The 25,813-nt window shown below is 71.6% G+C and carries 22 protein-coding genes; 12 read left to right on the top strand and 10 right to left on the bottom strand.

From position 1 onward, the window contains the following. Window positions 1-77: 77 nt before the first annotated feature. Entirely contained in the window at window positions 78-1,526 is a 1,449-nt protein-coding gene (locus ACH4S9_RS21870; RefSeq protein WP_385349422.1) for an RICIN domain-containing protein, read from the bottom strand. After that, window positions 1,526-2,638 (bottom strand): family 43 glycosylhydrolase, encoded by a 1,113-nt coding sequence (locus tag ACH4S9_RS21865; RefSeq protein WP_398373607.1) that lies wholly within the window; start codon window positions 2,636-2,638, stop codon window positions 1,526-1,528. Before ACH4S9_RS21865 ends, ACH4S9_RS21870 begins: the two co-directional genes overlap by 1 nt. A 223-nt stretch (window positions 2,639-2,861) precedes the next feature. Between ACH4S9_RS21865 and ACH4S9_RS21860 the strand changes: the two genes are divergently transcribed. The 5 genes from ACH4S9_RS21860 (at window position 2,862) to ACH4S9_RS21840 (ending at window position 8,598) form a co-directional block, all read left to right on the top strand. Further along, entirely contained in the window at window positions 2,862-4,838 is a 1,977-nt protein-coding gene (locus ACH4S9_RS21860) for a glycoside hydrolase family 127 protein (protein ID WP_385349428.1), read from the top strand. Window positions 4,839-4,966: 128 nt separating this feature from the next. Beyond that, a complete protein-coding gene (locus ACH4S9_RS21855; protein ID WP_311728710.1) occupies window positions 4,967-5,203 on the top strand; it encodes a hypothetical protein in 237 nt (78 codons plus the stop codon). 201 nt (window positions 5,204-5,404) lie between these two features. Further along, window positions 5,405-6,229 carry a hypothetical protein gene (locus ACH4S9_RS21850; protein ID WP_385349463.1) on the top strand — a complete coding sequence of 275 codons (825 nt, stop codon included), beginning with the start codon at window positions 5,405-5,407 and terminating at the stop codon, window positions 6,227-6,229. Window positions 6,230-6,447: 218 nt separating this feature from the next. Further along, the gene (locus tag ACH4S9_RS21845) at window positions 6,448-7,491 is read left to right on the top strand and encodes a LacI family DNA-binding transcriptional regulator (RefSeq protein ID WP_311728711.1); all 1,044 of its coding nucleotides are present in this window, start codon (window positions 6,448-6,450) and stop codon (window positions 7,489-7,491) included. A 138-nt stretch (window positions 7,492-7,629) separates the two neighbouring features. Then, a complete protein-coding gene (locus tag ACH4S9_RS21840) occupies window positions 7,630-8,598 on the top strand; it encodes an acetylxylan esterase (RefSeq protein WP_398373606.1) in 969 nt (322 codons plus the stop codon). A 72-nt stretch (window positions 8,599-8,670) separates the two neighbouring features. Here the strand turns inward: ACH4S9_RS21840 and ACH4S9_RS21835 are convergent, their stop codons facing one another. After that, window positions 8,671-10,473 carry an ABC transporter ATP-binding protein gene (locus tag ACH4S9_RS21835; RefSeq protein WP_398373605.1) on the bottom strand — a complete coding sequence of 601 codons (1,803 nt, stop codon included), beginning with the start codon at window positions 10,471-10,473 and terminating at the stop codon, window positions 8,671-8,673. A gap of 114 nt (window positions 10,474-10,587) precedes the next feature. Between ACH4S9_RS21835 and ACH4S9_RS21830 the strand changes: the two genes are divergently transcribed. Next, on the top strand, window positions 10,588-11,031 hold the full coding sequence (locus ACH4S9_RS21830) for a MarR family transcriptional regulator (protein ID WP_311728714.1): 444 nt from the start codon (window positions 10,588-10,590) through the stop codon (window positions 11,029-11,031). A 75-nt stretch (window positions 11,032-11,106) separates the two neighbouring features. On the opposite strand, the gene ACH4S9_RS21825 is transcribed toward ACH4S9_RS21830, so the two are convergent. Next, window positions 11,107-12,480, bottom strand: a complete 1,374-nt coding sequence (locus tag ACH4S9_RS21825) for a cation:dicarboxylate symporter family transporter (protein ID WP_385349435.1) — start codon at window positions 12,478-12,480, stop codon at window positions 11,107-11,109. A gap of 198 nt (window positions 12,481-12,678) precedes the next feature. Between ACH4S9_RS21825 and ACH4S9_RS21820 the strand changes: the two genes are divergently transcribed. After that, window positions 12,679-13,332: a phosphoribosyltransferase gene (locus tag ACH4S9_RS21820; protein WP_398373604.1), complete on the top strand. Its 654-nt coding sequence runs from the start codon at window positions 12,679-12,681 to the stop codon at window positions 13,330-13,332. Between the two features lie 36 nt (window positions 13,333-13,368). Here the strand turns inward: ACH4S9_RS21820 and ACH4S9_RS21815 are convergent, their stop codons facing one another. After that, window positions 13,369-14,106, bottom strand: a complete 738-nt coding sequence (locus tag ACH4S9_RS21815) for a L,D-transpeptidase family protein (RefSeq protein ID WP_311728719.1) — start codon at window positions 14,104-14,106, stop codon at window positions 13,369-13,371. A gap of 157 nt (window positions 14,107-14,263) precedes the next feature. Here ACH4S9_RS21815 and ACH4S9_RS21810 point away from each other — a divergent pair, with 157 nt between their 5' ends. Next, window positions 14,264-16,150 (top strand): ABC transporter ATP-binding protein, encoded by a 1,887-nt coding sequence (locus tag ACH4S9_RS21810; RefSeq protein WP_398373657.1) that lies wholly within the window; start codon window positions 14,264-14,266, stop codon window positions 16,148-16,150. Beyond that, entirely contained in the window at window positions 16,147-17,928 is a 1,782-nt protein-coding gene (locus tag ACH4S9_RS21805; protein ID WP_311728720.1) for an ABC transporter ATP-binding protein, read from the top strand. Before ACH4S9_RS21810 ends, ACH4S9_RS21805 begins: the two co-directional genes overlap by 4 nt. 55 nt (window positions 17,929-17,983) lie before the next feature. Here the strand turns inward: ACH4S9_RS21805 and ACH4S9_RS21800 are convergent, their stop codons facing one another. Next, window positions 17,984-18,775, bottom strand: a complete 792-nt coding sequence (locus ACH4S9_RS21800; protein WP_311728721.1) for a metal-dependent hydrolase — start codon at window positions 18,773-18,775, stop codon at window positions 17,984-17,986. A gap of 271 nt (window positions 18,776-19,046) precedes the next feature. Here ACH4S9_RS21800 and ACH4S9_RS21795 point away from each other — a divergent pair, with 271 nt between their 5' ends. Further along, a complete protein-coding gene (locus tag ACH4S9_RS21795) occupies window positions 19,047-21,560 on the top strand; it encodes a DUF3516 domain-containing protein (RefSeq protein WP_311728722.1) in 2,514 nt (837 codons plus the stop codon). Between the two features lie 106 nt (window positions 21,561-21,666). After that, the gene (locus ACH4S9_RS21790; RefSeq protein WP_311728723.1) at window positions 21,667-22,527 is read left to right on the top strand and encodes an acyl-CoA thioesterase II; all 861 of its coding nucleotides are present in this window, start codon (window positions 21,667-21,669) and stop codon (window positions 22,525-22,527) included. On the opposite strand, the gene ACH4S9_RS21785 is transcribed toward ACH4S9_RS21790, so the two are convergent. Together ACH4S9_RS21785 and ACH4S9_RS21780 are read right to left on the bottom strand one after the other, a co-directional pair. Beyond that, window positions 22,464-23,468, bottom strand: a complete 1,005-nt coding sequence (locus ACH4S9_RS21785) for a DUF6397 family protein (RefSeq protein ID WP_398373603.1) — start codon at window positions 23,466-23,468, stop codon at window positions 22,464-22,466. The genes ACH4S9_RS21790 and ACH4S9_RS21785 overlap by 64 nt on opposite strands. Before the next feature lie 190 nt (window positions 23,469-23,658). Further along, the gene (locus tag ACH4S9_RS21780) at window positions 23,659-24,069 is read right to left on the bottom strand and encodes a roadblock/LC7 domain-containing protein (RefSeq protein WP_352131514.1); all 411 of its coding nucleotides are present in this window, start codon (window positions 24,067-24,069) and stop codon (window positions 23,659-23,661) included. A 124-nt stretch (window positions 24,070-24,193) separates the two neighbouring features. Here ACH4S9_RS21780 and ACH4S9_RS21775 point away from each other — a divergent pair, with 124 nt between their 5' ends. After that, window positions 24,194-24,622 (top strand): PPOX class F420-dependent oxidoreductase, encoded by a 429-nt coding sequence (locus ACH4S9_RS21775; protein WP_311728727.1) that lies wholly within the window; start codon window positions 24,194-24,196, stop codon window positions 24,620-24,622. 29 nt (window positions 24,623-24,651) lie between these two features. On the opposite strand, the gene ACH4S9_RS21770 is transcribed toward ACH4S9_RS21775, so the two are convergent. Further along, window positions 24,652-25,104 (bottom strand): YbhB/YbcL family Raf kinase inhibitor-like protein, encoded by a 453-nt coding sequence (locus tag ACH4S9_RS21770; protein WP_311728728.1) that lies wholly within the window; start codon window positions 25,102-25,104, stop codon window positions 24,652-24,654. A gap of 94 nt (window positions 25,105-25,198) precedes the next feature. Continuing rightward, entirely contained in the window at window positions 25,199-25,633 is a 435-nt protein-coding gene (locus ACH4S9_RS21765; RefSeq protein WP_398373602.1) for a roadblock/LC7 domain-containing protein, read from the bottom strand. Window positions 25,634-25,813: the final 180 nt, after the last annotated feature.

Genomic DNA, 25,813 nt, shown 5'->3' with positions numbered 1-25,813 from the left:
GACATGTTGCGCACGGTGACGCTACCGGCCCCTCCCTGGAAGTCAACAGTCCCAGCCGCACCAGGGCACCGGACCGGTCAGCCGCGCTTCCACTGCTGGTTGGTCCCGCCGGTGCAGGTCCACTGCACGAGGGCGGCCTTGTCCGCGGTGGACTCGTCCGCGACGTCCAGACACTTGCCGCTGCTCCGGGAGGTCAGCCGGACATACCCGTCGCCGGTGTCCGTGGCCTGCCACTGCTGGCCGGCCGCCGTGCCGCAGGACGACTGGACGACCTTGGCGCCGTCGTCGGCGGAGCCGCCGCTGACGGTCAGGCACTGGGAGCTGTGCCGGGCGATCAGCTGGACATAGCCGCCTCCGGCGTCCTTGGACCAGAACAGCTGGTTGCCGCCGCCGTTGCAGGTGTACTGCACGGCCGCGGTGCCGTCCGTCTGCGAGGCGGAGGTGATGTCGGCGCATTTGCCGCTGTGCCGCGCGACGAGGGTGCGGTACGGCCCGCCGGAGCCGGTCACGGTGCCCGCCTCGGTGTCGACGGCCAGCTGCGGAAACCAGTCCATCGTCATGGTGCGGGAGGTCGGGAAGGACAGCGGCAGCCACACATAGCGGGAGTCGTTGACCTTGCCGCCGAAGGAGTTGCCCCAGCGGTCGCCCAGATACAGATAGGACGTCGCCCCGTCGCCCTGTACCGGCAGGACGTACGCGGTCTGGGAGCCGTACGCGGTGGCGTCGCCGATGTTCGCCATCTCGGTCCACGGCCCGGCCAGGTCGGTCGCGGTGGCGTACTTCTGCTGGTTGGGATTCCAGCCGGTGGCGCCGGAGGTCAGCATGAAGTAGACATTGCCGCGCTTGAAGAGCGCGGGCGCCTCGCGGTGGCCGCCGGGCCACGGGTTGGCCACCAGGCTCGCCACACCCGTGTAGTCGTCGGTCAGCCGGTAGATCTGGAGGTCGTAGTTCTCCCGGGCCGCCGAGACCATGTATCCGGTGCCGTCGTTGTCCTGGAACAGTGTGATATCCCGCGACATGTGCTGGTCGAGCGGGCGGAAGCTGCCCCGCCAGGTGTAGTCGCCGTCGACGGTCGGGGAGGTGGCGACCGCGGCGCGCGCCTCGCCGTAGTCGGTGCCGTTCTCCTTGTGCATCCACATGACGAACTGCTTGGTCCGCTGGTTGTAGAGGACCTTGGGGCGCTCGATATTGGCCTTCGCCAGCTCGGGGTCGGTCGCCTGCGTCAGGACGTGCCGGCGGAACTCCCAGCTCTTGAGGTCCTTCGAGCGGTAGGCGGACACATAGCGGAAGGTGTTGTCGGTGTTCCGGTTCTCGCCGAACCAGTAGTAGTAGGCGCCGACCTTGATGGCTCCGCCGCCGTGGGCGTGCACCGGATCGCCCGAGGTGGTGGCGAACTGCGTTCCATTGAGGACGGTCACCGGGGCGGCCTGGGCGCCGGAGGCGCCCATCAGCGGGGCCAGCAGGGCCGCGCACACGGCGGCCACGAGCGCCCAGAGGCGGGGGCGCCTCATCCGCGGGGCGGGCATCACGCAGTCTCCTTCGGGTGGATCGCCGTCCCCTGCCCGCGCGCGGGCGCGTCGGCCACCGGTATGCCGAAGTCCGGGGTGCCGTCGGCCTTCCAGGGCAGGGTCTGGATGCGGGTGTGCCGGTTGGGGTCGTACAGCGGATCGCCGGCGATGTCCTTGTACTGGCGCGCGTGGTAGACGAGGACATCGGTGCGGCCGTCCTCGGCGACCGTGAAGGAGTTGTGTCCAGGGCCGTACTGCTTGGTGGTGTCATTGCTGGTGAAGACCGGTGTCGGGCTCTTGGCCCAGGACGCGGGGGCCAGCAGGTCACTGCCCGCGGAGGCGGTCAGCAGCCCCATGCAGTAGTTGCTGTCGGTGGCGCTCGCGGAGTACGTCAGAAACACCCGGCCGTTCCGCTGGAGGACCGAAGGGCCTTCGTTGACCTTGTAGCCGCGGGTCTCCCAGTCGTATGTCGGGCGTGAGATCTCCACCTGCGGGCCGGTGATGGTCCACGGGTTCGCCATCCGGGCGATGTAGAGGCTGGAGTTGTTGCCGACGTCCGGGTTGGACTGGGCCCAGACCAGATGGCGGGTGCCCTGGTGGACGAAGGTGGAGGCGTCGAGGGAGAAGGTGTCCAGCGGGGTGGCGATCCGGCCCTTCTCGGTCCAGGTGCCGGTCACCGGGTTGGCGCTCGCGTTCTCCAGCACCCACATCCGGATCTTCCAGACGTCGTTGGCGGGCGCGGCGGCGAAGTAGACGTACCACTTGCCGTCGATGAAGTGGATCTCCGGCGCCCAGATGTGGGCGCCCATGTCGCCGCTCGCGTGCTTCCTCCAGATCACCGACTCGGCGGCGGTGGCCAGGCCGTTCAGGGTTCTGGAACGGCGCAGGACGATGCGGTCGTACTCGGGTGCGGTGGCGGTGAAGTAGTAGTAGCCGTCGGTGTGCCTGACGATGTGCGGGTCGGCCCGCTGGAGGACGAGGGGATTGCGGTACGGCTCCGCCCGGCGCCCGCCCGGCGCGGCGTCCCGGTCCGCGGCATGGGCCAGGCCGGGCGCGCCCACGACGGCGCCCACGGCGAGGGCGCCTTTGAGGACCAGCCGGCGGCCGGGTTGCTGTTCACTGCGGCTCATGTCTGTCTCCCGATGACGGACCCCCGTGATCGATTTTGTTCGGAGATTAAGGCTTCTGATGAGTTCTGACAGGCCCTGTGGGAGGTGCGAAACTTTCGAAAACACTGTGGATCGGCCTCAGTTCACTCGTCGAGACTGAAGGCTTGTTGCGGAGACCAGGCTTACCTAGGCTCGCCGCAACAACCGGTTTCCAGAGCTGTGACCAGGAAGAAGTGGTGGGCAGATGACCGCAGGACCGATCCGGCTCTCCGAGGGGGCGCACACCGCGCTGCGCCCGGCCACCGCGGCCCGTATCACCGGCGGCTTCTGGGCGGCCAGGCGCCGCGTCAACGCCGAGGTGAGCATCGCGCAGGGGCCGCGCAGGCTCGAGGAGGCCGGCAACCTGGACAATCTGCGCGCGGCCGCCGGGGCGAAGTCGCCGGGGTTCACCGGCGACTTCCAGTTCCAGGACTCCGATGTGCACAAGTGGCTGGAGGCCGCGTCCTGGCAGCTGGCCGACGGGGCGGCGGGCGCGGCCGGGACGGCAGGGACGGTCGGCGGGGAACTGGCCCGGGAGGTCGGCCGGTTGATCGAGCTGGTGGCGGCCGCGCAGGACACCGACGGCTACCTCCAGACGTACTACCAGGTCAGACCGGGCGCCCAGCGCTGGTCCGAACTGCACTGGGGACATGAGCTGTACTGCGCGGGCCATCTCATCCAGGCCGCGGTCGCCCACCACCGGGCCACCGGAGGCGCCGAACTGCTCGATGTGGCGGTGCGGTTCGCCGATCACATCGACGCCACCTTCGGCCCCGGCAAGCCGGTGGACGCGGTGTGCGGACACCCGGAGATCGAGACCGCGCTGGTCGAGCTGTACCGGGAGACGGGCGAGCGGCGCCATCTCGACCTCGCCGCCTACTTCATGGACCGGCGGGGACAGGGCACCCTCGGCGACGGCGCCGAGGACCGGGAGGCCGACCGCCGCCCCGGCGCCCCCTATTGGCAGGACCACGCCCCGGTGCGGGACGCGACCGAGGTCACCGGGCACGCCGTGCGCCAGTTGTATCTGCTCGCCGGGGCCGCGGATCTGGCGGCCGAGACCGGCGACGCGCGGCTACGGGAGGCGCTGGTGCGGCTGTGGGAGGACATGGCCGCCACGAAGGCCTATCTGACCGGCGGCGTCGGCTCCCGGCACGACCTGGAGGCGTTCGGCGACGCGTACGAACTGCCGCCGGACCGGGCGTACGCCGAGACCTGCGCGGCCATCGCCTCGATCCAGTTCGGCTGGCGCATGGCGCTGCTGACGGGCGAGGCCCGCTACAGCGATCTGATCGAGCGCACCCTGTACAACGGATTCCTGTCGGGCGTCTCGCTGGACGGGGACCGCTGGCTGTACGTCAATCCGCTCCAGGTCCGCGAGGACTACACCGGCCCGCACGGCGACCAGGGGGCGCGCCGCACGGAGTGGTTCCGCTGCGCCTGCTGCCCGCCGAACGTGATGCGGCTGCTGGCCTCGCTGCCGCACTACGTGGCCAGCGGCGACGCGGACGGCCTTCAGCTGCACCAGTACGCCTCGGGCTCATACGCGGCGGGCGGCGGAGCGGTGCGGGTGGGCACCGGCTACCCCTGGGAGGGCCGGATCGCGGTCGTGGTGGACGAGGTCCCCGGAGACGGCGAGTGGACTCTGTCGCTGCGCGTCCCGCACTGGGCGGACAAGTACGGCGTGACGGTGAACGGCGAGCCGGTGGCCCCGCGCGCCGAGAACGGCTGGCTGCGGCTGCGGCGTCGCTGGCGGCCGGGCGAGACGGTGGTGCTCGACCTGCCGCTGCGCCCCCGGCTCACCCGTCCCGACCCCCGGGTGGACGCGGTGCGCGGCTGCGTCGCGATCGAGCGCGGGCCGCTCGTGTACTGCCTGGAGGAGCCGGACCAGCCGGACGGGCTGCGGCTCGACCGCGTCCGGCTCGACCCCGCGGCGACGCCGACCGCCAGGCATCGGCCGGAGCTGCTCGGCGGGGTCACCGCGATCACCGCCGGAGCGCTGCGCCCCCGGATCCGGCCCGAGGGCTGGTGGCCGTACGCCGACGCCAAGGCGCCCGGCGCGGCCGGCTCGGCCGGCGGACCGGGCTCCCCCGCGGCCGAGCCGGTCCGGGTGACGGCGATCCCCTACTACGCGTGGGCCAACCGCGAGGCCGGCGCGATGCGGGTGTGGATCCCGGTGTAAGGGCTTGTGCGGACGACCCGCTCGACGGGCCCTCGTACGAGCCGTGGAACTCACCGTACGGCCCGGACGTTGTCCGGCCGAGGAACACGGTCTTGTGCCCGAGGGCACCGGCGAACGGGAGGTGCGCCTTGAGCACCGGCTCCACAGACCGGGGAGCGGACCCCGGCGACCCAGGCGACTGGGACGATGTCGTGCTGGACGAGGAGTTCATACGGGGCGCGGAGGTGTCCGAGCCCGCCGCGCGCACCCGGATGCTGACCGCCCGCTGGCGGCGCCGCGCGCCCGAGCCTCAGCCGTGGCGCGCCGACGAGCCCCCGGCGGGCTGGTTCTGGAGCAAGCGCCGCAAGCGGCGACGGCGGCGCTAGCAGCGGCGGTGGCGATCGCGCCGGCGGTGGCAACAGGGGCGGCGATTTTCGGCGGGCAGGGCAGCAACGTTTCGATGAGCGGCGGCGACCAACCGTCGCGGGCCGGCACGTACCCGTACCGCCCCTCCACGGGGGCGTGCCGCCCGCGTCCACTTCCCGACCCGGAAGCGAGCCGCCATGCCGCTCTTGAGAAAACTCCGAATGCTCCTGGTCGCCGTGGCGGCCGGGGCGCTGTCCGTCATCGGCTTCTCCGCCCCCGCGGTGGCCGCCCCCTCGGCGACGGCCGACACCTGGAACCCGCCGAGCAACCTCGTCCAGCCGCTGAACGAGGTCTGGAAGCACGTCGAGTCCACCTACCCGAACCTGTACGGCTTCAAGAACTACGGCTGGGACCAGGTGATGGCCAACAAGGGCAGCCTGAACTACTGCGTCCGCTGGGAATCCGACCAGCCCGTCAGTGCCGCGCTGCGCGACCAGATCCACACCGCCCTCAAGCGGCAGTCCAAGAAGTGGATCGACTCCGTCGCGGGCTTCGAGGGCTTCCCGTACAACGACGTCCCGGTCAAGATCGTCGGCTGGGCCGTCAAGAACCGCTCGACCCTCCAGTGGACCGACAACTCGGTCGACATCTACACCGGGCTGGAGAGCGAAGGCGCGCCGCAATGTTCCCCCGACTGCGGCCGCTTCTTCCACCAGGACGGCAACTACTCCAAGTGCCCCGGCGGCGCGGCGCGCCACTACGACCAGTCGCTGTGGCTCACCAAGGGCTTCGGCGGCGGCGCGGGCGGCGACTGGGGCCAGCGCATCGGCAGTGAGTACATGGTCGGTGCGGTGAACCAGGACAACATCCACATCCTGCTCCACGAGATCGGCCACACCTACGGTCTGGACGACTTCTACGACTGGACCCCGACCGGTGTCGGCGGCTTCCTGATGCAGGCGGGGACGGCCGACCGCATCACCGAGTTCGACAAGTGGATGTACCGCGACTTCTGGCGCCATCTGAAGAGCCGGTACGGCCTGTAGCACCCGTACCGCGGCCCCGTACGCCCCCCAGCGTACGGGGCCTGTCCTCGGTTTTTCGAAAGTTTCGAGCGATGTTGAATCCTCAATTCCGAGGGCTTCCCCGTTGACTTGGGGCGCCTTAATGTAGGGACCGGTTGCTATCCGGTCAACATCTCGGGCGCTAAGCGCCCGTATTCGAAACTTTCGCATCAACCGGTGGGGACGGAAGGGGATTCTCGATGGCGCGATCCTCGGGGTCGACGGGTCCTACCCTGGCGGTCATCGCCCGCGAGGCGGGGGTGTCGGTGCCGACCGCCTCGAAGGTGGTCAACGGCCGGGAGGACGTCGCCCCGGACACCCGGCGCCGGGTCACCGAGGTGCTGGACCGCCTGGGGTATGTGCGCAGGCCCCGCTTCGAGGCGTCCAAGCCGCCGGCGCTGATCGACCTGGTGGTGCACTCGCTGGACACCGCGTGGTCGGGGGCGGTGCTGCACGGCGTGGAGCAGGCCGCGTACGACGCGGGTCTCGACGTGGTGGTGTCGGCCGGGCTCACCCGCACCCGCGGCGGCCGTCCCGAGCGGGGCTGGCTGGACAAGCTGTGCGCCCGCGGCAGTGCCGGGGTGCTGTTCAACCTCGCCGAGCTGACGCCCACCCAGTACGCGTGGCTGGACGAGCACCGCATCCCGTTTGTGATGATCGACCCCGTGCTGGACCCGCCTCCCGGGGTGCCCTCCGTCGGCGCCGCCAACTGGCAGGGCGGGGTGAGCGCGACCGAGCATCTGATCGGCCTCGGGCACCGGCGGATCGCGGTGATCGGCGGATACCGGCGGAAGCAGTGCAGCAGCGCCCGGGTCGCCGGATACCGCTCGGCGATGTCGGCGGCCGGGCTGCGCGTCCCGCCGGACTATGTGCGGTACGGCAACTTCGACGAGGGCGTCTCCCGTCAGCGAATGTGCGAGCTCCTGGAGCTGCCCGAGCCGCCCACCGCCGTCTTCACCTGCTCCGACCAGATGGCGCTCGGCGTGTATCAGGCGCTGGCGGAGCGAGGGCTGCGGGTGCCGGACGACATCAGTGTGGTGGGCTTCGACGATCTGCCGCAGGCCCGCTGGGTCACGCCCGCGCTCACCACGGTGCGCCAGCCGCTGTCCGAGATGGCGGCGACGGCGCTGCGCAGTCTGCTGCGGCTGATGTCGGGCGAGGTGCCCGAGGGCACCCGGACGGAGCTGTCCACCCGGCTGGTGGTCCGCTCCAGCACCGCGCCTCCGCCCGGCGTTCTCTCGTGACCGAGAAGTCGAACACTGACCGGACATCCGGACGATCATGTACGGCGATGAGCGACAGCGCTATGGTAAGCGCTTACCAGAGCTCTGCGCCCGACCCGCCCGCACCGTCGCACCACTCACCCGGGAGGTACCTCCGCCGTGTTCGTCGATATGCCCCTGGACCAGCTGCGCGCCTATCGGCCGTCCCTGCCCGAGCCCGAGGGCTTCGACGCCTTCTGGGACCGCACCCTCGCCGAGGCGGGCGAGCACGCCCTGGACTCGGTGTTCACCGAGACGGACACGGGGCTGGCGCGACTGCACACCTACGATGTGGAGTTCTCCGGCTTCGGCGGGCACCGGATACACGGCTGGCTGCTGGCGCCGCGCGAGGCGACGGGCCCGCTGCCGTGCGTGGTGCAGTACATCGGCTACAGCGGCGGGCGGGGCCTGCCGCACAACTGGCTGCTGTGGCCCTCGGTGGGCTACGCGGTCTTCGTCATGGACAGCCGTGGCCAGGGCACGTCCCCGAACAACCCCGGGACCACGCCCGATCCGGTCGGCGGCACCGGGCCCGAGGCCGCCGGCAAGATGACCAAGGGCATTCTGTCCCCGGACGACTACTACTACCGCCGTCTTTACACCGACGCGGTGCGCGCTGTGGCGGCCGCCCGCGAGCACCCGCTGGTCGACGCGGCGCGGATCGTCGTCAGCGGCGGCAGCCAGGGTGGCGGTCTGGCCCTGGCGGCGGCCGGGCTGGTGCCCGATCTGACCGGGGCGCTGGTCGATGTGCCGTTCATGACGCATATCCGCCGCGCCATGGAGATCACCGACGCGGACCCGTACGGGGAGGTGGCCCGGTTCTGCGCCGGCCGCCGGGATCTGGCGGATCAGGTCCTGGCCACGCTGGACCACTTCGACGGGCTCAACTTCGCCGCCCGCGCCAACGCCCCCGCGCTCTTCTCGACCGCGCTGCGCGACGCGGTCACCCCCACGTCCTGCGGGTTCGCCGCGTACAACCACTACGCGGGCGACAAGGACCTGAAGGTGTGGGCCTTCAACGGCCACGAGGGCGGGGGCGTGCACCAGCAGGCCGAGCAGATCGCGTTTCTGCGCGGCCTGTTCGGGTGAGCGGGCGCGGCCCCGCCGATCCCTCCCGGGAGCGGAGCGGAGCGGACCGGCCGGGGCTCACCTGGCGGGGGCTCACCTGGCCGGGGCCGCGAGGCTCTCGTCGCGCCGCACCAGGGCGGCGTACCGCCCGCCCATGACCAGCAGTTCGTCATGGCTGCCCCGCTCGGCGATGCGGCCGCCGTCGAGGACCACGATCTGGTCGGCGTCCCGGACGGTCGACAGGCGGTGGGCGATGGTGATCGTGGTCCGCCCGGCGGAGAGGGTGTCGATGGCCTCCTGCACGGCGTGCTCGGTGCGCGTGTCCAGGGCGCTGGTGGCCTCGTCGAGGATGAGGACGGGCGGGTCGCGCAGTACGGTCCGGGCGATGGCCAGGCGCTGCTTCTCACCGCCGGAGAAGCGGTAGCCGCGCTCGCCGACGAGGGTGTCATAGCCCTCGGGCAGCGAGGCGATGTGATCGTGGATCTGGGCGGCCCGCGCGGCCGCCACGATCTCCTCGTCCGTGGCGTCGGGCTTGGCGAAGCGCAGATTGTCGGCCACGGAGGCATGGAAGAGATAGGTCTCCTGGGAGACCACTCCGACCGCGCGCGAGAGGGTGTCGAAGTCGAGGTCGCGAACGTCCACTCCGTCGATCAGAACCCGGCCGCCGGTCACGTCGTAGAGCCGCGGCACCAGATAGCTGAGGGTGGTCTTGCCGGAGCCGGTCGGTCCGACCACGGCCAGGCTGCCACCCGCCGGGACGGTCAGGTCGATGGAACTGAGCGCGCCCTTCTCGCCCTGCTCGTATGAGAAGTCGACATGGTCGAAACGGACTTCACCGCGCACCTTCTCCAACCGCACGGGCTCGGCCGGCTCGGTGATGTCGATCGGCAGGTCCAGGTACTCGAAGATGCGCTGGAAGAGGGCGAGGGAGGTCTGGATGTCCACTCCGGTGGACAGCAGGCTGACCGTGGGGCGGAACAGCCCCTGCTGGAGCGATACGAAGGCGACCAGTGTGCCGATGGAGACCGTGGGGCCACCCGAGTCCAGGACCATGCCGGCGGCCCAGTAGATGATGGCGGGCATGGCGGCCATGACGATGCCGATGGTGGACATCCGCCAGCGCCCGGCCATGCTGGAGCGCACCTCCAGGCCGACCAGGCGCTCGGACTCCCCAGCGAACTCCCGCGTCAGCGACTCGGACCGGCCCATCGTGCGGCCGAGCAGGATCCCGCTCACCGACAGGGACTCGGTCACCATCGCGGACATGGAAGCCATCTGCTTCTGGCGCTGCGAGGTGATCCGCTTCCGCTCGCGCCCGACCCGGCGGCTGATCAGGACGAACGCCGGCAGCAGGAGCAGCGAGACGACGGTCAACCGCCAGTCGAGGGCGAGCATCGCGACGACCGTGGCGACGACGCTGGTGAGGTTGGAGACCAGTGAGGTCGCGGTGGAGGTGACGGTGGCCTGCATGCCGCCGATGTCGTTGGCGATCCGGGACTGCACCTCGCCGGTGCGGGTGCGGGTGAAGAAGGCGAGCGGCATGCGCTGAAGCCGGTCGTAGACCGCGGTGCGCAGATCGTGCATGACGCGCTGGCCGACGGTCGTGGAGATCAGTGTCTGAAGCACGCCGAAGACGCTGGTGACGACAGCGGCGGCGATCATGCCGAGGGCGAGCAGGGTCAGCAGTCCGGTGCGGCGATCGGGAATCGCGGTGTCGAGGATCTCGCGGAGGAGGAACGGCGAGGCGACGGAGACCAGCGCGGAGGCGGCGACGAGCAGGCCGACAAGGGCCAGGCGGCCGCGGTAGGGGCGGAAGAGTCCGAGGATGCGCCGCAGCTGGGCGGGCTGGTCGGGGTCGGCGGCAGGTGGGGTCCACGGGGATGTGTCGTGGTGCATGGGCTCCTTCAGGGCAGGGGCGGACGACCTGTGGCCGCTGACGGCGCGGCCTTTCAGAGCATAGCTCATTGTTACCTATACTCACAATGAACCTTGTCCTGATAGACTGCGATCATGCCCACGCCCGAGACCTCAGGCATCCTCGCGGAGCAGCTGCTGCGCCTGACCCGCAGACTGCACCGCGCCCAGAAGCGGCACATGGAACCGCTGGGCATCACCCCCGCCCAGTCCCGGCTGCTGCGCACGGTCGCCCACTGCGACCGGCCGCCGCGCATGGCGGACCTCGCCCAGCGGCTCGAGGTGGTCCCGCGCGCCGTGACCACGCTGGTGGACGCTCTGGAGGCGCACGGCTCGGTGCGCCGTGCGCCCGATCCGGAGAACCGCCGGGTGGTGCGCGTCGAGCTCACCGACACCGGCCGCGCCACGCTCCGCGCGCTGCGCGACGCGCGCCGGGCCGCCGCGGAGGACATCCTGGCCCCCCTGTCCGACCGGCAGCGCGATGTGCTCGGCGAGCTGCTGGACACGCTCGCCGGCACACCCGATCAGGGCCGCTACTGAGGCGCCCGTCGCCGGGACGCGCTGCACCCGCCCCGAGACGCCGCGCCCGGTGCCGCCGCGCCCGGCGACGTCGGCTCAGCGCCCGGACGCGGGGGACGCCGCGGGCGGGGCGGCCTCGGCCGATGCCGCGTCCTGCGCGGGCTCCTCATCGACGGCCGGCTCCTCCCCCGCCAGCACACGCTTGGCCTTCGCCGCGTCCAGCGCGCCCTCCCAGCGCGAGACGGCGAAGACGGCGACACAGTTGCCGAGCAGATTGGTCGCGACCCGCATCGAGTCCATGATCCGGTCCACGCCGAGCAGCAGCGCCACGGCGGCCGCGGGGATCACCCCCAGGGCGGAGGCGGTCGCCGAGAGGGCGAGGAAGGCCGAACCGGGCACGCCCGCCATGCCCTTGCTGGTGAGCATCAGCACGAGGACGACGGTGATCTGCTGCCCCAGGCTCAGATCCACGCCGACCGCCTGGGCGATGAACAGCGTGCCGATGGACAGATAGATGGAGGCGCCGTCCAGGTTGAAGGAGTATCCGGTGGGGAGGACCAGCCCCACCGCGTCGTCCCGGCACCCGGCCGCGCGCAGCTTCTGCATCACCCGCGGCAGCACGGTCTCGCTGGAGGCGGTGCCGAGGGCCAGCAGCATCTCCTCGCGGGTGTACTTGACGAACTTCCACAGGCTCAGCCCGGTGATCGCCTTGAGCGCGAGGCCGAGCAGCGCCAGGAAGAGCAGCGCGACGCCGTAGCAGAGCGCGATCAGCTTGCCGTAGGTCGTCAGGGCCCCCATCCCGTACTGGCCGACCAGGTGGGCCATGGCGCCGAAGACCGCCAGCGGGGCGAGCCTCATGATGAAGCCGACGATCGCGAAGACGACTTCCTGAGCCTGCTCGACGGCCGGCAGGATCGCGGGCACCTTCGTCTTGCCCAGGTGCAGCAGCGCCGCGCCCACCAGACAGGCCAGCACGAGCACTTGGAGCAGGGAGTTCTGGGCGAAGGCTCCGACTGCGCTCTCCGGCAGCGCGTCCAGGACGAACTGGGAGGTCGAGGGCAGATGCCCGCCGCCGGTCTTGTCGTCGACGGCGGAGGAGTCGAGCGAGGCGGGGTCGACGTGCATTCCGGCGCCGGGGCCGGTCAGATTGGCCGCCAGCAGACCAAGGACCAGCGCCACGGTGGAGGCCACCTCGAACCAGATGAGGGCCTTGAGCCCGATCCGCCCGAAGGCCTTGAGGTCCCCCGCCTTGGCGATCCCGGCGACGACGACGCAGAAGACCAGCGGGGCGATCACCGCCTTGATCAGACGCACGAATCCGTCACCGAGCGGTTGGACGGCCGTGCCCACGTCCGGCCAGAGGCGCCCGACGGCGATTCCGAGCACGAGAGCGCAGGCGACCTGCGTGAACAGCGAGGTGCGCAGCAGTCTCAGGGCGCGCAGGGGAAGGGATGGTGCGGCGAGCGGCACGTGAACACCTCCGGGCTCGTTTTCTGAGATGCGGAAAATAAATTCCGCGATGCGCCACTATGGCGGAGCGCGAGGTTCCACGGAAGAGCCGCGTGTAACAAGCGGGAAAATCCTCCCCGCGCATACCGCCCCGGCCGGTGGGCACCCGGGTGCGAGGAGCGTCCGCCGGGGACGACCGCAGAAGGGAGACGCGGGACGATGCGTTTTCGCGACCGGAGACAGGCCGGGCGGAAGCTGGCCGAGCGGCTGTGCGAGCCGCCGCGCGGCGAGCGGTTGCGACGTCCCGTGGTGCTGGCGCTGCCCCGGGGCGGCGCGCCGGTGGCGGACGAGATCGCCCAGGCGCTGCGGGCGCCGTTGGACGTGCTGGTGGCCCGGAGGATCGGCGCCCCGTTCAACCCCGAGCTCGGGGTGGGCGCGCTCGCCGGGGATGATCCACCGCTGTACGACGAACGGGCGCTGGCCCTGCTCGATCTGACGCCGGCCCAGCTCGCCCCGTGGGCCCGGGAGGAGCGCACCGAGCTGCGCCGCCACGAGCAGCTCTACCGCCGTGGACGCCCGCCCGCCGAGATACGGGACCGCACGGTGATCGTCGTGGACGACGGGCTGGCCACCGGCTTCACCGCACGGGCCGCGCTGCGCTCCGTACGCCGGCGCGAGCCCGCCCGGGTGATCCTCGCGGTGCCGGTGTGCTCGCCGGAGGCCGCCGCGGCGGTCCGCCCCGAGGCGGACGACCTGGTGTTTCTGGACCAGCCGGACCCGTTCCAGGCGGTCGGCCTGTGGTACGAGGACTTCGCGCAGGTCCGTGACGAAGAGGTGATCGACGTGGTGCGCGCCTCCCTCGCGCCACGCTGAGCGGGTGCCGCGCGGGCCCGGCCCGCGGCCGTTGGCTCACCCGGCCAGGTGGGCCTTGTCCCCCATCACCACGACCGGGTGCAGCTCGGGGTCCAGGTTCTTCAGCAGATACTCCATGCCGGACTTGGACAGGCTCACACACGCCGAGGTGCCGCTGCCGTGGTCCATGTGCAACCAGATCGATCCGCCCTTGCTCTGCCCCTCGGGCCGGGTCGGATCGAGCGGTGAGGTGCCCTTGACGCGGTTGTAGTCAATGGCGATGACATAGTTGAAGTCATTCCAGTGTGTCTTCGGCCAGTAGTGCGGGGCGGCGAAGGCCGCGGCCTGGGAGTACGGCAACCGGGCCCCCGGGTCGGCCAGCACCCCGCCCGCGTCGCTGAGCGTGTAGACGCCGACCGGGCTGCGCTTGTCGCCCTCGTGATGCTCCGTCGTCCAGCCCCGCTTGCCGTTGTGCCCGGCCCAACTGCGGGTCCGCTGCCAGTTCTTGCCCTGCTTCGAGTACAGCACGACGGTCGCGTCCGCGGAGTTCACGCCCTTGCCGTACACCGCGACGACCTGCCGCGCGTCGGCCGGGATCTTCGCCTGGAGGGCGTCGCCCACGTCCGGGATGCGGGTGGGATCCGGCGCGGGTGAAGCGCTGCGCAGCGCCTGCTTGCCCTGGGCGCCGCCCTTGTCGCCGTCGCCGCCCGCCCCGCCACCGCAGGCCGTCAGCAGGATGAGGGCGGCGCCGGTGGCGGCCGCGGCGCGCAGGGAGGGGGTGCCGGAAATTCGCATGTCCCCCATCGTCCCACTCCCGCATCGCGATGGCGTACACGGGATTGGCGTGTTCCGTGTCCCGGCCCGGGAAAATCAGTTGAATGCCTCGGGGGTGGGGCGCGAGTCTTTCACGGCTCTTTGCCTGCCCGTCACCCCGCCCGAGCCCTGGGACACCATGCACATTCGCGATCTTCCGTACGACGATCCCGGTCGACCCGACGTCCGGTCAGGACCCCACTTCCTGTGGTGGCTGGGCCGAAATCAGCTGGGCGGGCAGGTGAAGGCGGCTCTGTGGGGTCTGCTGCACATGGCCGCCCTGGTGTCCTTCCCCGTGGCCATCGGCTTCGCCGTGCAGGCGGTCGTGGACCGCTCGGGCGCGCGGCTGGCGCTGGCCGGCGGGCTGATGGCCGGGCTGACCGGGCTCACCGCGCTCGGCGACACCATGCTGCACCGGGCGGCGGTCACCAACTGGATCACGGCGGCGGCACGGGTGCAGCAGCTCCTGGCGCGCAAGGCGGTCGAGCTGGGCTCGGCGCTGACGCGGCGGGTGGCGGCGGGTGAGGTGGTGGCCGTCTCCACCGGCGATGTCGAGAAGATCGGCTGGTTCGTGGAGGCGCTGTCCCGCTTCACGGCGGCCGCGATCACCACGGTGGCGGTGTGTGTGGCCCTGGTCGTCTACCAGCCCGCGCTGGGGGTGGTGGTGGCCCTCGGCGTGCCGGCCCTGGCGCTGGCGGTCTTCCCTCTGCTGCCCCGGGCCACCCGGCGGGCGGACGAGCAGCGGGAGAAGGCCGGCCGGGCGACCGAGCTGGCCTCGGACACCGTGGCGGGGCTGCGGGTGCTGCGCGGCATCGGCGGCGAGGAGCTGTTTCTCGACCGCTACCGGCGGGCCTCGCAGGAGGTGCGGACGGCGGCGGTGCGCAGCGCCCGCATGTGGGCGCTGATCGCCGCCGTCCAGATCGCCCTGCCGGGGCTGCTGATGATCGGCGTCGTCTGGTACGGGGCGACACTCGCCCGGGAAGGGCAGATCACGGTGGGCGAGCTGGTCACCGTCTACAGCGCGGTGACCTTTCTCCTCTTTCCGCTGCGGAACTTCGAGGAGATCGCGATGGCGTACTCCTTCTCCCGGCCTTCCGCGCGGCGCGCCGCCCGGGTGCTGGGGCTGCGGCGCTCCTCGCCCGGCGCCGAGGCCCCCGGCGTCGGCGCCACGGCCGACGGGCCGGACGGGGAGAGCCTCGACGGCGATCTGTACGACCCGGCGAGCGGGGTGCTCGCGCCCGCCGGGCAGCTGACCGCGGTGGTCTGCGGAGACCCGGACCTGGCGGGGCGGCTGGCCGACCGGCTCGGCGGGCACCCCCCGGACGACGGAGGCGACGACGACGCGGCGGAGGCGGAGGCCGAACCGGCTCCGTCGGCGCTGCTGGGCGGCGTCCCGCTGGACAAGGTACCCCTGGCCGCCGCGCGCCGGGCCGTGCTGGTCCAGGACAAGGACCCGGTGCTGCTGTCGGGCACGCTCGCCGAGCTGCTCGATGTGCCCCGCTCGGGGGCGGTCACGGTGCCGGAGGCGCTGGAGGCGGCCCAGTGCGGCGATGTGCTGGACGCACTCGCGCAGGCGTCGGTGGACGGCCCGGGCGCGGCGGATCCGCTGCGGGCGCGGATCACCGAGCGCGGCCGTTCGCTGTCGGGCGGCCAGCGGCAGCGGCTGGCGCTGGCCCGTTCGCTGGTGACCGACCCCGAGGTGCTGGTCCTCGACGAGCCGACGTCCGCGGTGGACTCGCACACCGAGGCACGGATCGCACAGGGCCTGCGGCGGCTGCGGACGGGGCGGACCACCGTGGTCTTCACCTCCAGCCCGCTGCTGCTGGACCGGGCGGACCGGGTGGTGTTCGTGCGGGACGGCAAGGCGGCGGCCGCGGGCGGCCACCGCGAACTGCTGAGCACCGAGGGCGCGTACCGCGCGGTGGTCACCCGCGAGCCGGAGGACGCGGACGCGGATACCGGCCTGGGAACCACCACCGGGACCGGGGCCGTGGGGCGGATCGACAGAATCGAGGAGTCGGCATGATCGGAGTGGCCCCACCGGCCTATGACCCGGCCGCACCGCAGTCGGCGACGACGCTGCCGGTCGGCTCCCCCGCCACCGTGCGGACCTACGTACGCGAGCTGCTGCGGCGGCACCGGACGGCCTTCGCCGTGCTGATGGCGGTGAACGCGACCGCCGTGATCGCCTCGATGGTCGGCCCGTATCTGCTGGGCGGGCTGGTCGAGGACATCTCGGCGGGAGAGCGTGAGCTGCACATCGGACGCACCGTCGCGCTGTTCGCGGTGGCGCTCGCCGTGCAGACCGTGTTCGTCCGGCTGGTGCGGCTGCGCGGCGCGATGCTGGGCGAGCGGATGCTGGCGGATCTGCGCGAGGACTTCCTCGTACGGTCGGTGGGCCTGCCGCCGAGCGTGCTGGAGCGGGCCGGGACCGGCGATCTGCTGTCCCGGATCACCACCGACATCGACCGGCTGGCGAACGCGATGCGTGAGGCGGTGCCGCAGCTGGCCATCGGGGTGGTGTGGACCGGGCTGCTGCTCGGCGCGCTGACCGTGACGGCGCCGCCGCTGGGGCTGGCGGTGCTGGTAGGGCTCCCGGTGCTGGTGATCGGCTGCCGCTGGTACTTCCGGCGCGCGCCGAGCGCCTACCGCTCGGAGGCCGCCGGATACTCCGCGGTGGCCGCGTCCCTCACCGAGACGGTGGACGCCGGGCGGACCATCGAGGCGCAGCGGCTGAGCGACCGGCGGACCGCCCTGTCCGAGCGCCGGATCCGCGAGTGGACCGCCTGGGAGCGGTACACCCTGTGGCTGCGCAGTGTGCTGTTCCCGGTGATCAATGTGACGTACTCGCTGATCACCGGTTCGGTGCTGATGATCGGCGGCGCCTGTGTGCTGCGGGGCTGGATGACGGTCGGCGAGTTGACGACGGGGGCGCTGCTGGCACAGATGCTGGTGGAGCCGGTCGGGCTGATTCTGCGCTGGTACGACGAGCTCCAGGTGGCGCAGGTGTCGCTGGCCCGGCTGGTGGGGGTGCGGGAGATCGAGCCGGACTCGGCCGACGACACGGTGGCGCCCGGCGGCCGCCATGTGCGCGTGGACGAGGTGCGGTTCGGGTACCGGGCCGACAGCGATGTGCTGCACGGGGTGACGATGAGCGTACGGCCGGGGACGCGGCTGGCGCTGGTCGGGCCGTCCGGCGCGGGCAAGTCCACGCTGGGCCGGCTGCTCGCCGGGATCTACGCGCCCCGGGTCGGCACCGTGACGCTGGGCGACGCCGAGCTGGCCCGGATGCCCGCGGAGCGGGTGCGCGAGCATGTCGCCCTGGTCAACCAGGAGCACCATGTCTTCGTGGGGTCGCTGCGCGACAATCTGCTGCTGGCCCGCACCGCCGCGGCGGACACCGAGCTGTGGGCGGCCCTGACCGCGGTGGACGCCGACGGGTGGGCGCGGGCGCTGAAGGACGGTCTGGACACCGAGGTCGGGTCGGGCGGGCTGGCCCTGACCCCGGCGCAGGCCCAGCAGATCGCCCTGGCCCGGCTGGTGCTGGCCGACCCGCACACGCTGGTGCTGGACGAGGCCACCTCGCTGCTCGATCCACGGGCGGCGCGGCACCTGGAGCGGTCCCTGGCCCGGGTGCTGGAGGGCCGCACCGTGGTCGCCATCGCCCATCGGCTGCACACCGCGCACGACGCGGATCTGATCGCGGTGGTCGAGCAGGGCCGGATCAGCGAGCTGGGCAGCCATGACGAACTGGTCGCGGCGGACGGCGCCTACGCGGCGCTGTGGCGCTCCTGGCATCAGTAGCCCGCCTCCCCGGCGGCGCGGCGCCCCCGCGCCGCCGGGCCCGGTGTCCTCGGCGTCAGATGACGCCGAGGGCGCCCAGGCCGCTCAGGCCGCCCAGCACCATGAAGACCGGCATCAGCACCTTCACCTCGACCCAGCTGCCCGCCCGGAACCGCATCCCCTTCGGGGGCCCGACCGGGTACCACCGCTTGCGGCCTATCGGTATGGGCCACAGGATCGGGCAGCCGGAGACGGTGAGCGCGTCCCCGATGTCGTGCACCAGCGCGCCCAGGACGATCGGCAGGCCGAGCCACAGGTACTCCTGACCCGGCTCGGTGAACAGCCAGTCGGCGCCGTTGCCCGGCTTGTGCAGCACATCGGCGAGGATCCAGGCGCTGGTCGCGCCGAGCAGCCACACCAGCACATCGCTGGAGACCCGGGCCATCCGCCACAGCAGACCCTCGACGGCCAGCACCATATGGACGAAGAGGATCGCGAGCACCGCCCAGCGGCCGCCGATCATGGCGAGCACCGAGGCGCCCCCGCCGATCAGCACCGCCCACAGCCAGGTGTGGGTGAGTGTGCGATGGCCGCCCGAGCGGCGCGGGTCGCCCTGCTTCTTGGTCGCCTTGTAGACCGCGTGCGAGAGTTTGTCGGTCACTTCGCACAGGGTTCTCGAGACCGGCCCGAACGAGCGGGATATCGTCGCCGCCTTGTGGTCGAGGTCGGGGGCGAGTGCCGCCCCGGCGCAGATCAGAGCGCCGACGACAAGCACCGGCCAGGGCATCGCATGGCCCGCCGCCGCGGTCGCCGCGCCCACCCCCAGCCAGGCCGCCGCCCCGGACAGCGAATGCGCCGGTCCCATCATGGTCTTAACCCCGCCCCTGTTCATGCCCGCGTACGCGCGGGAGTTCGGTCTGTTCAGAAGTTCTCTAGGGCTCGGTTCGCCTCCAGGGCGCCTCAGCCCCTGTCGACGGTCGACCGTGCTCGGCCCTTCGTTCCTCAGGGCCTCCGCGCGCTCTCCCTTTCGACAGCGGCGCGCCCCTTCGGCTCACTCGCCCGGCACAGCCTAGCGGCGAGCGATCTTCGTCCCGCCAGCCGGTTCCCGGCTCGCGCGGGAAAGCAGGCAGTATAGGGGGGTGACTCTTATCGATCAGCTGCCGAGCGACGCCGACCCCGACGCCCTTTTCGAGGCGTTTTCGACGTGGGTCGAGGAGCGGGGCATCTCGCTCTACCCCGCCCAGGAGGAAGCGCTGATCGAGGTGGTGTCCGGGTCGAACGTCATCCTGTCCACCCCCACCGGCTCGGGCAAGAGCCTGGTGGCGGCGGGCGCCCACTTCGCCGCGCTCGCCCGGGACGAGGTCACCTTCTACACCGCGCCCATCAAGGCCCTCGTCTCGGAGAAGTTCTTCGAGCTGTGCAAGATCTTCGGCACCGAGAACGTCGGGATGCTCACGGGCGACGCGTCGGTCAACGCGGACGCGCCGGTGATCTGCTGCACGGCCGAGGTGCTGGCCTCCATCGCCCTGCGGGACGGCAAGGACGCCGACATCGGCCAGGTCGTGATGGATGAGTTCCACTTCTACGCGGAACCGGACCGCGGCTGGGCCTGGCAGATCCCGCTGATCGAGCTGCCCCAGGCCCAGTTCGTACTGATGTCGGCGACGCTCGGCGATGTGACGCGGTTCGAGGAGGACCTCACCCGGCGCACCGGGCGGCCCACCACCGTGGTGCGGTCCGCGACCCGGCCCGTGCCGCTGAGCTATGAGTACCGCACCACTCCGCTGACCGAGACGCTGACCGAGCTGCTGGAGACCCGGCAGGCGCCCGTCTACATCGTGCACTTCACCCAGGCGGCCGCGGTGGAGCGCGCCCAGGCGCTGATGAGCATCAACATGTGCTCGCGGGCGGAGAAGGACGAGATCGCCGCGCTCATCGGCAACTTCCGTTTCACCACCAAGTTCGGCCGGAATCTGTCCCGCTATGTGCGGCACGGTATCGGGGTGCACCATGCCGGGATGCTGCCGAAGTACCGGCGGCTGGTGGAGAAGCTGGCACAGGCCGGGCTGCTCAAGGTCATCTGCGGTACGGACACGCTGGGCGTGGGCGTCAACGTGCCCATCCGCACGGTCTTGTTCACCGCGCTGACGAAGTACGACGGCCAGCGGGTGCGCACGCTGCGGGCCCGGGAGTTCCACCAGATCGCGGGCCGGGCCGGGCGAGCCGGGTTCGACACCGCGGGCTTTGTGGTGGCGCAGGCGCCCGAGCACGTCATCGAGAACGAGAAGGCGCTGGCGAAGGCCGGGGACGATCCCAAGAAGCGGCGCAAGGTGGTGCGCAAGAAGGCGCCCGAGGGGTTCGTCAGCTGGGGGCAGAACACCTTCGAGAAGCTGATCGCCTCCGAACCCGAGCCGCTCACCTCCCGGTTCCGGGTCACCCACGCCATGCTGCTGTCGGTCATCGCCCGGCCCGGCAACCCCTTCACGGGGATGCGGCGCCTCCTGGAGGACAACCACGAGCCGCGCCGCAATCAGCTGCGCCACATCCGCCGCGCCATCGCGATCTACCGATCGCTGCTGGACGGCGGCGTGGTGGAGCAGCTCAAGGAGCCCGATGCCGAGGGGCGGACGGTGCGGCTGACGGTGGATCTCCAGCAGGACTTCGCGCTGAACCAGCCGCTGTCCACCTTCGCGCTGGCCGCCTTCGAACTCCTGGACCCCGAATCCCCCTCCTACGCCCTGGACATGGTCTCGGTGGTCGAGTCGACCCTGGACGATCCGCGCCAGATCCTGGCGGCGCAGCAGAACAAGGCGCGCGGCGAAGCGGTGGCCGCGATGAAGGCGGACGGCGTCGAGTACGAGGAGCGCATGGAGCGGCTCCAGGACGTCTCGTACCCCAAGCCGCTGGAGGAGCTGCTGTTCCACGCGTACGGCCTCTACCGCAAGAGCCACCCCTGGGTCGGCGACCACCCGCTGTCGCCCAAGTCGGTGATCCGCGACATGTACGAGCGCGCGATGACGTTCACCGAGTTCACCTCGTTCTACGACCTGGCGCGGACCGAGGGCATCGTGCTGCGCTACCTCGCCGGCGCCTACAAGGCCCTGGACCACACCGTGCCGGACGATCTGAAGTCCGACGACTTCCAGGACCTCATCGCCTGGCTCGGCGAGATGGTGCGTCAGGTCGACTCCAGCCTCCTGGACGAGTGGGAGCAGCTCGCGAACCCCGAGGAGGAGTCCGCGGAGGAGGCCCAGGAGCGCGCCGACCAGGTCCGGCCGGTCACCGCGAACGCGCGCGCCTTCCGGGTTCTGGTGCGCAACGCGATGTTCCGCCGGGTCGAGCTCGCCGCGCTGGACAAGGTGGCCGAGCTCGGCGAGATGGACGCGGACTCCGGCTGGGACGAGGACGCGTGGTCGAGGGCGATGGACACCTACTGGGAGGAGTACGAGGACCTGGGCACCGGCCCTCAGGCGCGCGGCCCGAAGCTGCTGCGGATCGAGGAGCAGCCGGAGCACGGGCTGTGGCAGGTGCGGCAGACCTTCGACGACCCGAACGGGGACCACGACTGGGGCATCTCGGCCGAGGTCGACCTGGCCGCCTCCGACGAAGAGGGGCGTGCGGTGGTGCGGATCACCGACGTGGGCCAGTTGTAGCCTCCCAGGCGTCCCGGCCCGACACGCCACGGGCCCAAGCGCCATGGCCCCATACGTCGCGGGGCCGGGCCCCGCGACGAGCACCACCAGTGAAGGAGCACCACCGATGACCAATCCCGCCGAGCGTCTGGTCGATCTGCTGGACCTGGAGCAGATCGAGCTGAACATATTCCGCGGCCTGAGCCCCGACGAGTCGCTCCAGCGGGTGTTCGGCGGGCAGGTGGCCGGGCAGGCGCTGGTGGCCGCGGGGCGGACCACCGACGGGCAGCGCCCGGTGCACTCCCTCCACGCGTACTTCCTGCGCCCGGGGCGGCCGGGCGTGCCGATCGTGTACCAGGTGGAGCGCGTCCGCGACGGCCGCTCCTTCACCACACGCCGGGTCGTCGCGGTCCAGCAGGGACGGACGATCTTCAATCTGACGGCCTCCTTCCATCTTCCCGAGCCGGGCATCGAACAGCAGCTGCCGATGCCCGAGGTGCCTGAGCCGGAGAGCCTGCCGAAGCTCGCCGACGAGATCCGCGAGCATCTCGGGACGCTCCCCGAGGCGCTCGAGAGAATGGCGCGCCGCCAGCCCTTCGACATCCGCTATGTGGAACGGCTGCGCTGGACGCCCGAGGAGCTCAAGGGCGCCGAGCCGCGCAGTGCGGTGTGGATGCGCGCGGTCGGCCCGCTCGGCGACGATCCACTGGTGCACACCTGCGCGCTCACCTACGCGAGCGACATGATGCTGCTGGACGCGGTGCGGGTGCCGGTGGAACCGCTGTGGAGCCGGCGCGGCTTCGACATGGCCTCGCTGGACCACGCCATGTGGTTCCACCGCCCCTTCCGCACCGACGAGTGGTTCCTCTACGACCAGGAGTCGCCGATCGCCACCGGCGGCCGGGGGCTGGCCCGCGGCCGGATCTACGACCGGGCCGGCCGGCTCCTCGTCTCCGTCGTACAGGAGGGGCTCTTCCGCCCCTTGTAGGGAGCCATGGGGCCACCCTCCGCGCCCCGGCGCCCGCCGACGAGACGGTGCCAGAGCCCGCGGGGGCGCCCCGGGGACAGGGCGGGCGGCGCGGGATCGCCGTCGGGCAGTGTGAGCACGCCGACAGACGGGACCGGATCACCGTCCGGCGCCGCCGCCTCGTCCGGCGGCCGCGGGGCGGGGCGCGCCCGCCGGGCGTCCCGCACACAGGTGTCCAGCGCGGCCCGGCAGCGCCGGATCTCGGTGGGGTCGCCGACCGTCACCACGGCCGCGATCACCTCCGCCGCCAAGCCGGTCCCCGAGGCCACCGGGGCGAGCCGGGGCATCAGCGCGCGCACATACGCGCGCTCGGCCGGGTCGGTGAGCGTCGCGTCCAACTCGGCGGGGGCCAGCACCGCGGCCCACACCGCGGCCCGCTCCCAGGGGTCCTCGGTCCGGATGAGCAACTGCTCGATACGGCGGCCGCGCCATCGGGCGGCCCGCTGGTCCTCCCCGGCGCTGAGAGTGGCGCGCAGCCCGGCCGGGATGCGGCCGGTCAGCAGCGCGGGCTCCCGCTCCGCGAACGCGCGGAGCTCCGCGGCCGGGTAAAGCCACACCACGGCTCGGTACCGGTTGACGTAAAAGCGGACCGGGGTGAAGAAGCCACCGCGCGCCAGCCGGGAGAACCGCCCCGGGCTGATGTCCAGCAGCTCGGCTCCCTCCGCCGTGCCCACAACACGGAGCCGCGCGCGCAACGCGCTCGGGAAGCCCTCGGCGGCCGCGAGCCGCAGCAACTCCGCACGCCCCACCCGTCGCCCCATGGCGCCCACGGCCACGGTGAGCACCTCGCCGAGCTGGACGGCCAGCTCGAACTCGCCGAGCTTGAGCCCCAGTTCCCTCGCGGCCCTGTCGAACGCGACGGTCTCCTCGATGCCGTCCGGCACCGCCGGCACCGCCGGCACCGGCCCGCTCCGCAGCTGCCGGCGCGACCTCTGGCCAGACCCCTGGCTCGACCTCGGGCGCGACTTCTCGCCCGTCCTCTGACGTTCCTCCACTACCACGACGGCCCTCCCCCGCGACTGGTCAATCACTGACAGTGACGACGATAGCCGCTGGGCAAGGCAGCCCATCAGGCCTGTGGATAACTCCGGATCACAGCCCGCTGGGCGCCCCGCTCTCCTGTCTCGCCTCGACGCCCAGGTGCTCCCCCACCCTGTTGACCAACAGCGCCATCTCGTACGCGACCTGGCCGACGTCGGCGTCCGGACCGCTGAGCACGCACAGACAGCTGCCGTCGCCGGCGGCCGTCACAAACAGCACGCCCTCCTCGAATTCGACCATCGTCTGCCGCACCCGCCCCGTGCGGAAATGGTGCCCGGACCCCTTGGCCAGGCTGTGTAAGCCCGAGGCGACCGCGGCCAGGTGCTCGGCGTCCTGGCGGACGAGCGATGAGCTCGCGCCCGTCACCAGCCCGTCGTTCGACAGCACCAAGGCGTGCCGTATCTGTGCGATCCGCTCGGTCAGGTCGTCCAACAGCCAATCGAGCCCTTTGCTGAGTGCCATACCGTTCCTCCCCGTCCGGCCATCCACCACAGCTGCCGGGCCAGCCTTTCTCACCTCCGCTCTCCGGGCAACCCGGCCCGCCTGTCGGCGCGCCGATGTGCGCCGCTTGACACAAGATGGAGACATGGCACGGAAAATGACCAAGGATCAGTGGCAGAAGTTCGTCTCGGAGGGCACTCGCACCGCGAAGTTGTCGACGGTGCGCGACGACGGCAGCCCGCATATCGCGCCCGTGTGGTTTCTGCTCGACGGCGACGACCTCGTCTTCAACACAGGCCAGGACACCGTCAAAGGCCGCAACCTGGCCCGGGACGGACGGGTCGGCCTCTGCGTGGACGACGACCGGCCCCCGTTCGCGTTCGTCACGCTTCAGGGGCGCGCCGAGCTCAGCGACCGGCTGGAGGAGGTCCGTGACTGGGCCACCCGGATCGCGGCGCGGTACATGGGCGAGGACGTCGCGGAGCAGTACGGCGCCCGAAACGGCGTCCCGGGCGAGCTGCTGGTGCGGGTCCGTATCGAGAAAGTCATCGCCCTCGCCGGAGTCGCCGACTAGCCCGATTCGGCCGAAAACCATTGGGTGTCTCAGCGCTGATAGAGGCCGACCAGTGTGCCGCTCGCGAGCTGGCTGCGGTCGACGGCCTGGTGCACCTCGTGGGCGGAGGCCTCGTCAGGGAGGACCAGCGGTTCGGGAAGGGCGTACAGCCGGAAGAAGTACCGGTGCGCCCGGTCGCCCTCGGGCGGGTGCGGCCCGCCCCAGCCCTCCTGGTGGTATCCGTTGGTGCGCGACAGCCCGCCCGCCGGTATCTGCCCGGCGCCCACCCCGCCGCTGCTGGGGGCGATGCCGGTGACCAGCCAGTGGACGAACGTCCCCGACGGCGCGTCCGGGTCCTCGCACAGCAGGGCCAGCTCGGCCGTGCCGGCGGGGACACCGGACCAGGTCAGCGGCGGTGAGAGGTCATCCCCGTCCTTTGTGTAGCGGCGCGGGATCGGGTCGTGGTCGTCGAACGCGGCGCTGTTGAGCTCGATTCCAGCCATGAGTTCGCGAGTACCCGCGCGGAGGGCCGGCAAGCAGCGCCCTCCGCGCGGCCTCCGTGTGCCGGGGACACGGAGGCCGCGTGGCGTGAGCCGGTCAGGCGGGGGCGGCGGGGGTCTCCGGGAGGCACGGGTGGGTGCGCAGATGCTCCTCGATACGCTCGACGAGCCGGGCCGTCTCCGAGGCGATCAGCGCGGGGTCGGCGGTGGCCGCGCTCAGGACGGCCAGGCACGAGCCCTCGCCCGCCGCCGCGACGAAGAGGTTGCCGACCCCCGTCTCCACCATGGTCTGGCGCGCCGCACGGCCTCGCCGTCGGCCCGCCGCGCCGACGACGAGGCCGTGGAACCCGGAGGCCATGGCGGCCAGCTGCTCGGCGTCGCGTCGATTGAGCCCGCGGGAGGAGCTCACCGTCACTCCGTCGCCGAAGAGCACGACGGCGTGTCGTACGTCCCCGACACGGAGCACCAGATCGTCCAGAAGGCAGTCGAGACCGTCCGGGAAGCGGGCGGCGATTCGGCGGTGCTCGGTCATGGCCGTCTCCCTCTGTCGGGTTCCGCGAGACTCTGCCGGACGCTAGCCGGGAGGGGGCGCACAGAGGGGGCGCATTCGGAAGATGCTGGAATTTGACAGGGACAGACGACAGAACGATCGGTCGATGCTCGAACGTGCACAATATTCGGGTTCTCGCTCAGGGTTTTCCCTCAGCTTCCT

Origin of the sequence: Streptomyces sp. NPDC021225 (assembly GCF_044332865.1) — a bacterium.
Lineage (GTDB): Bacteria > Actinomycetota > Actinomycetes > Streptomycetales > Streptomycetaceae > Streptomyces.
Note: the sequence above shows the minus strand (reverse complement) of the source record. Positions and strands in the feature narration are given on the sequence as shown.

Coding starts and splice junctions, on each gene's coding strand:
- ACH4S9_RS21870 (WP_385349422.1), bottom strand. CDS start 1,526: ATGCCCGCCCCGCGGATGAGGCGCCCCCGCCTCTGGGCGCTCGTGGCC.
- ACH4S9_RS21865 (WP_398373607.1), bottom strand. CDS start 2,638: ATGAGCCGCAGTGAACAGCAACCCGGCCGCCGGCTGGTCCTCAAAGGC.
- ACH4S9_RS21860 (WP_385349428.1), top strand. CDS start 2,862: ATGACCGCAGGACCGATCCGGCTCTCCGAGGGGGCGCACACCGCGCTG.
- ACH4S9_RS21850 (WP_385349463.1), top strand. CDS start 5,405: ATGCTCCTGGTCGCCGTGGCGGCCGGGGCGCTGTCCGTCATCGGCTTC.
- ACH4S9_RS21845 (WP_311728711.1), top strand. CDS start 6,448: ATGGCGCGATCCTCGGGGTCGACGGGTCCTACCCTGGCGGTCATCGCC.
- ACH4S9_RS21835 (WP_398373605.1), bottom strand. CDS start 10,473: ATGCACCACGACACATCCCCGTGGACCCCACCTGCCGCCGACCCCGAC.
- ACH4S9_RS21830 (WP_311728714.1), top strand. CDS start 10,588: ATGCCCACGCCCGAGACCTCAGGCATCCTCGCGGAGCAGCTGCTGCGC.
- ACH4S9_RS21820 (WP_398373604.1), top strand. CDS start 12,679: ATGCGTTTTCGCGACCGGAGACAGGCCGGGCGGAAGCTGGCCGAGCGG.
- ACH4S9_RS21815 (WP_311728719.1), bottom strand. CDS start 14,106: ATGCGAATTTCCGGCACCCCCTCCCTGCGCGCCGCGGCCGCCACCGGC.
- ACH4S9_RS21810 (WP_398373657.1), top strand. CDS start 14,264: ATGCACATTCGCGATCTTCCGTACGACGATCCCGGTCGACCCGACGTC.
- ACH4S9_RS21805 (WP_311728720.1), top strand. CDS start 16,147: ATGATCGGAGTGGCCCCACCGGCCTATGACCCGGCCGCACCGCAGTCG.
- ACH4S9_RS21800 (WP_311728721.1), bottom strand. CDS start 18,775: ATGATGGGACCGGCGCATTCGCTGTCCGGGGCGGCGGCCTGGCTGGGG.
- ACH4S9_RS21790 (WP_311728723.1), top strand. CDS start 21,667: ATGACCAATCCCGCCGAGCGTCTGGTCGATCTGCTGGACCTGGAGCAG.
- ACH4S9_RS21780 (WP_352131514.1), bottom strand. CDS start 24,069: ATGGCACTCAGCAAAGGGCTCGATTGGCTGTTGGACGACCTGACCGAG.
- ACH4S9_RS21775 (WP_311728727.1), top strand. CDS start 24,194: ATGGCACGGAAAATGACCAAGGATCAGTGGCAGAAGTTCGTCTCGGAG.
- ACH4S9_RS21770 (WP_311728728.1), bottom strand. CDS start 25,104: ATGGCTGGAATCGAGCTCAACAGCGCCGCGTTCGACGACCACGACCCG.
- ACH4S9_RS21765 (WP_398373602.1), bottom strand. CDS start 25,633: ATGACCGAGCACCGCCGAATCGCCGCCCGCTTCCCGGACGGTCTCGAC.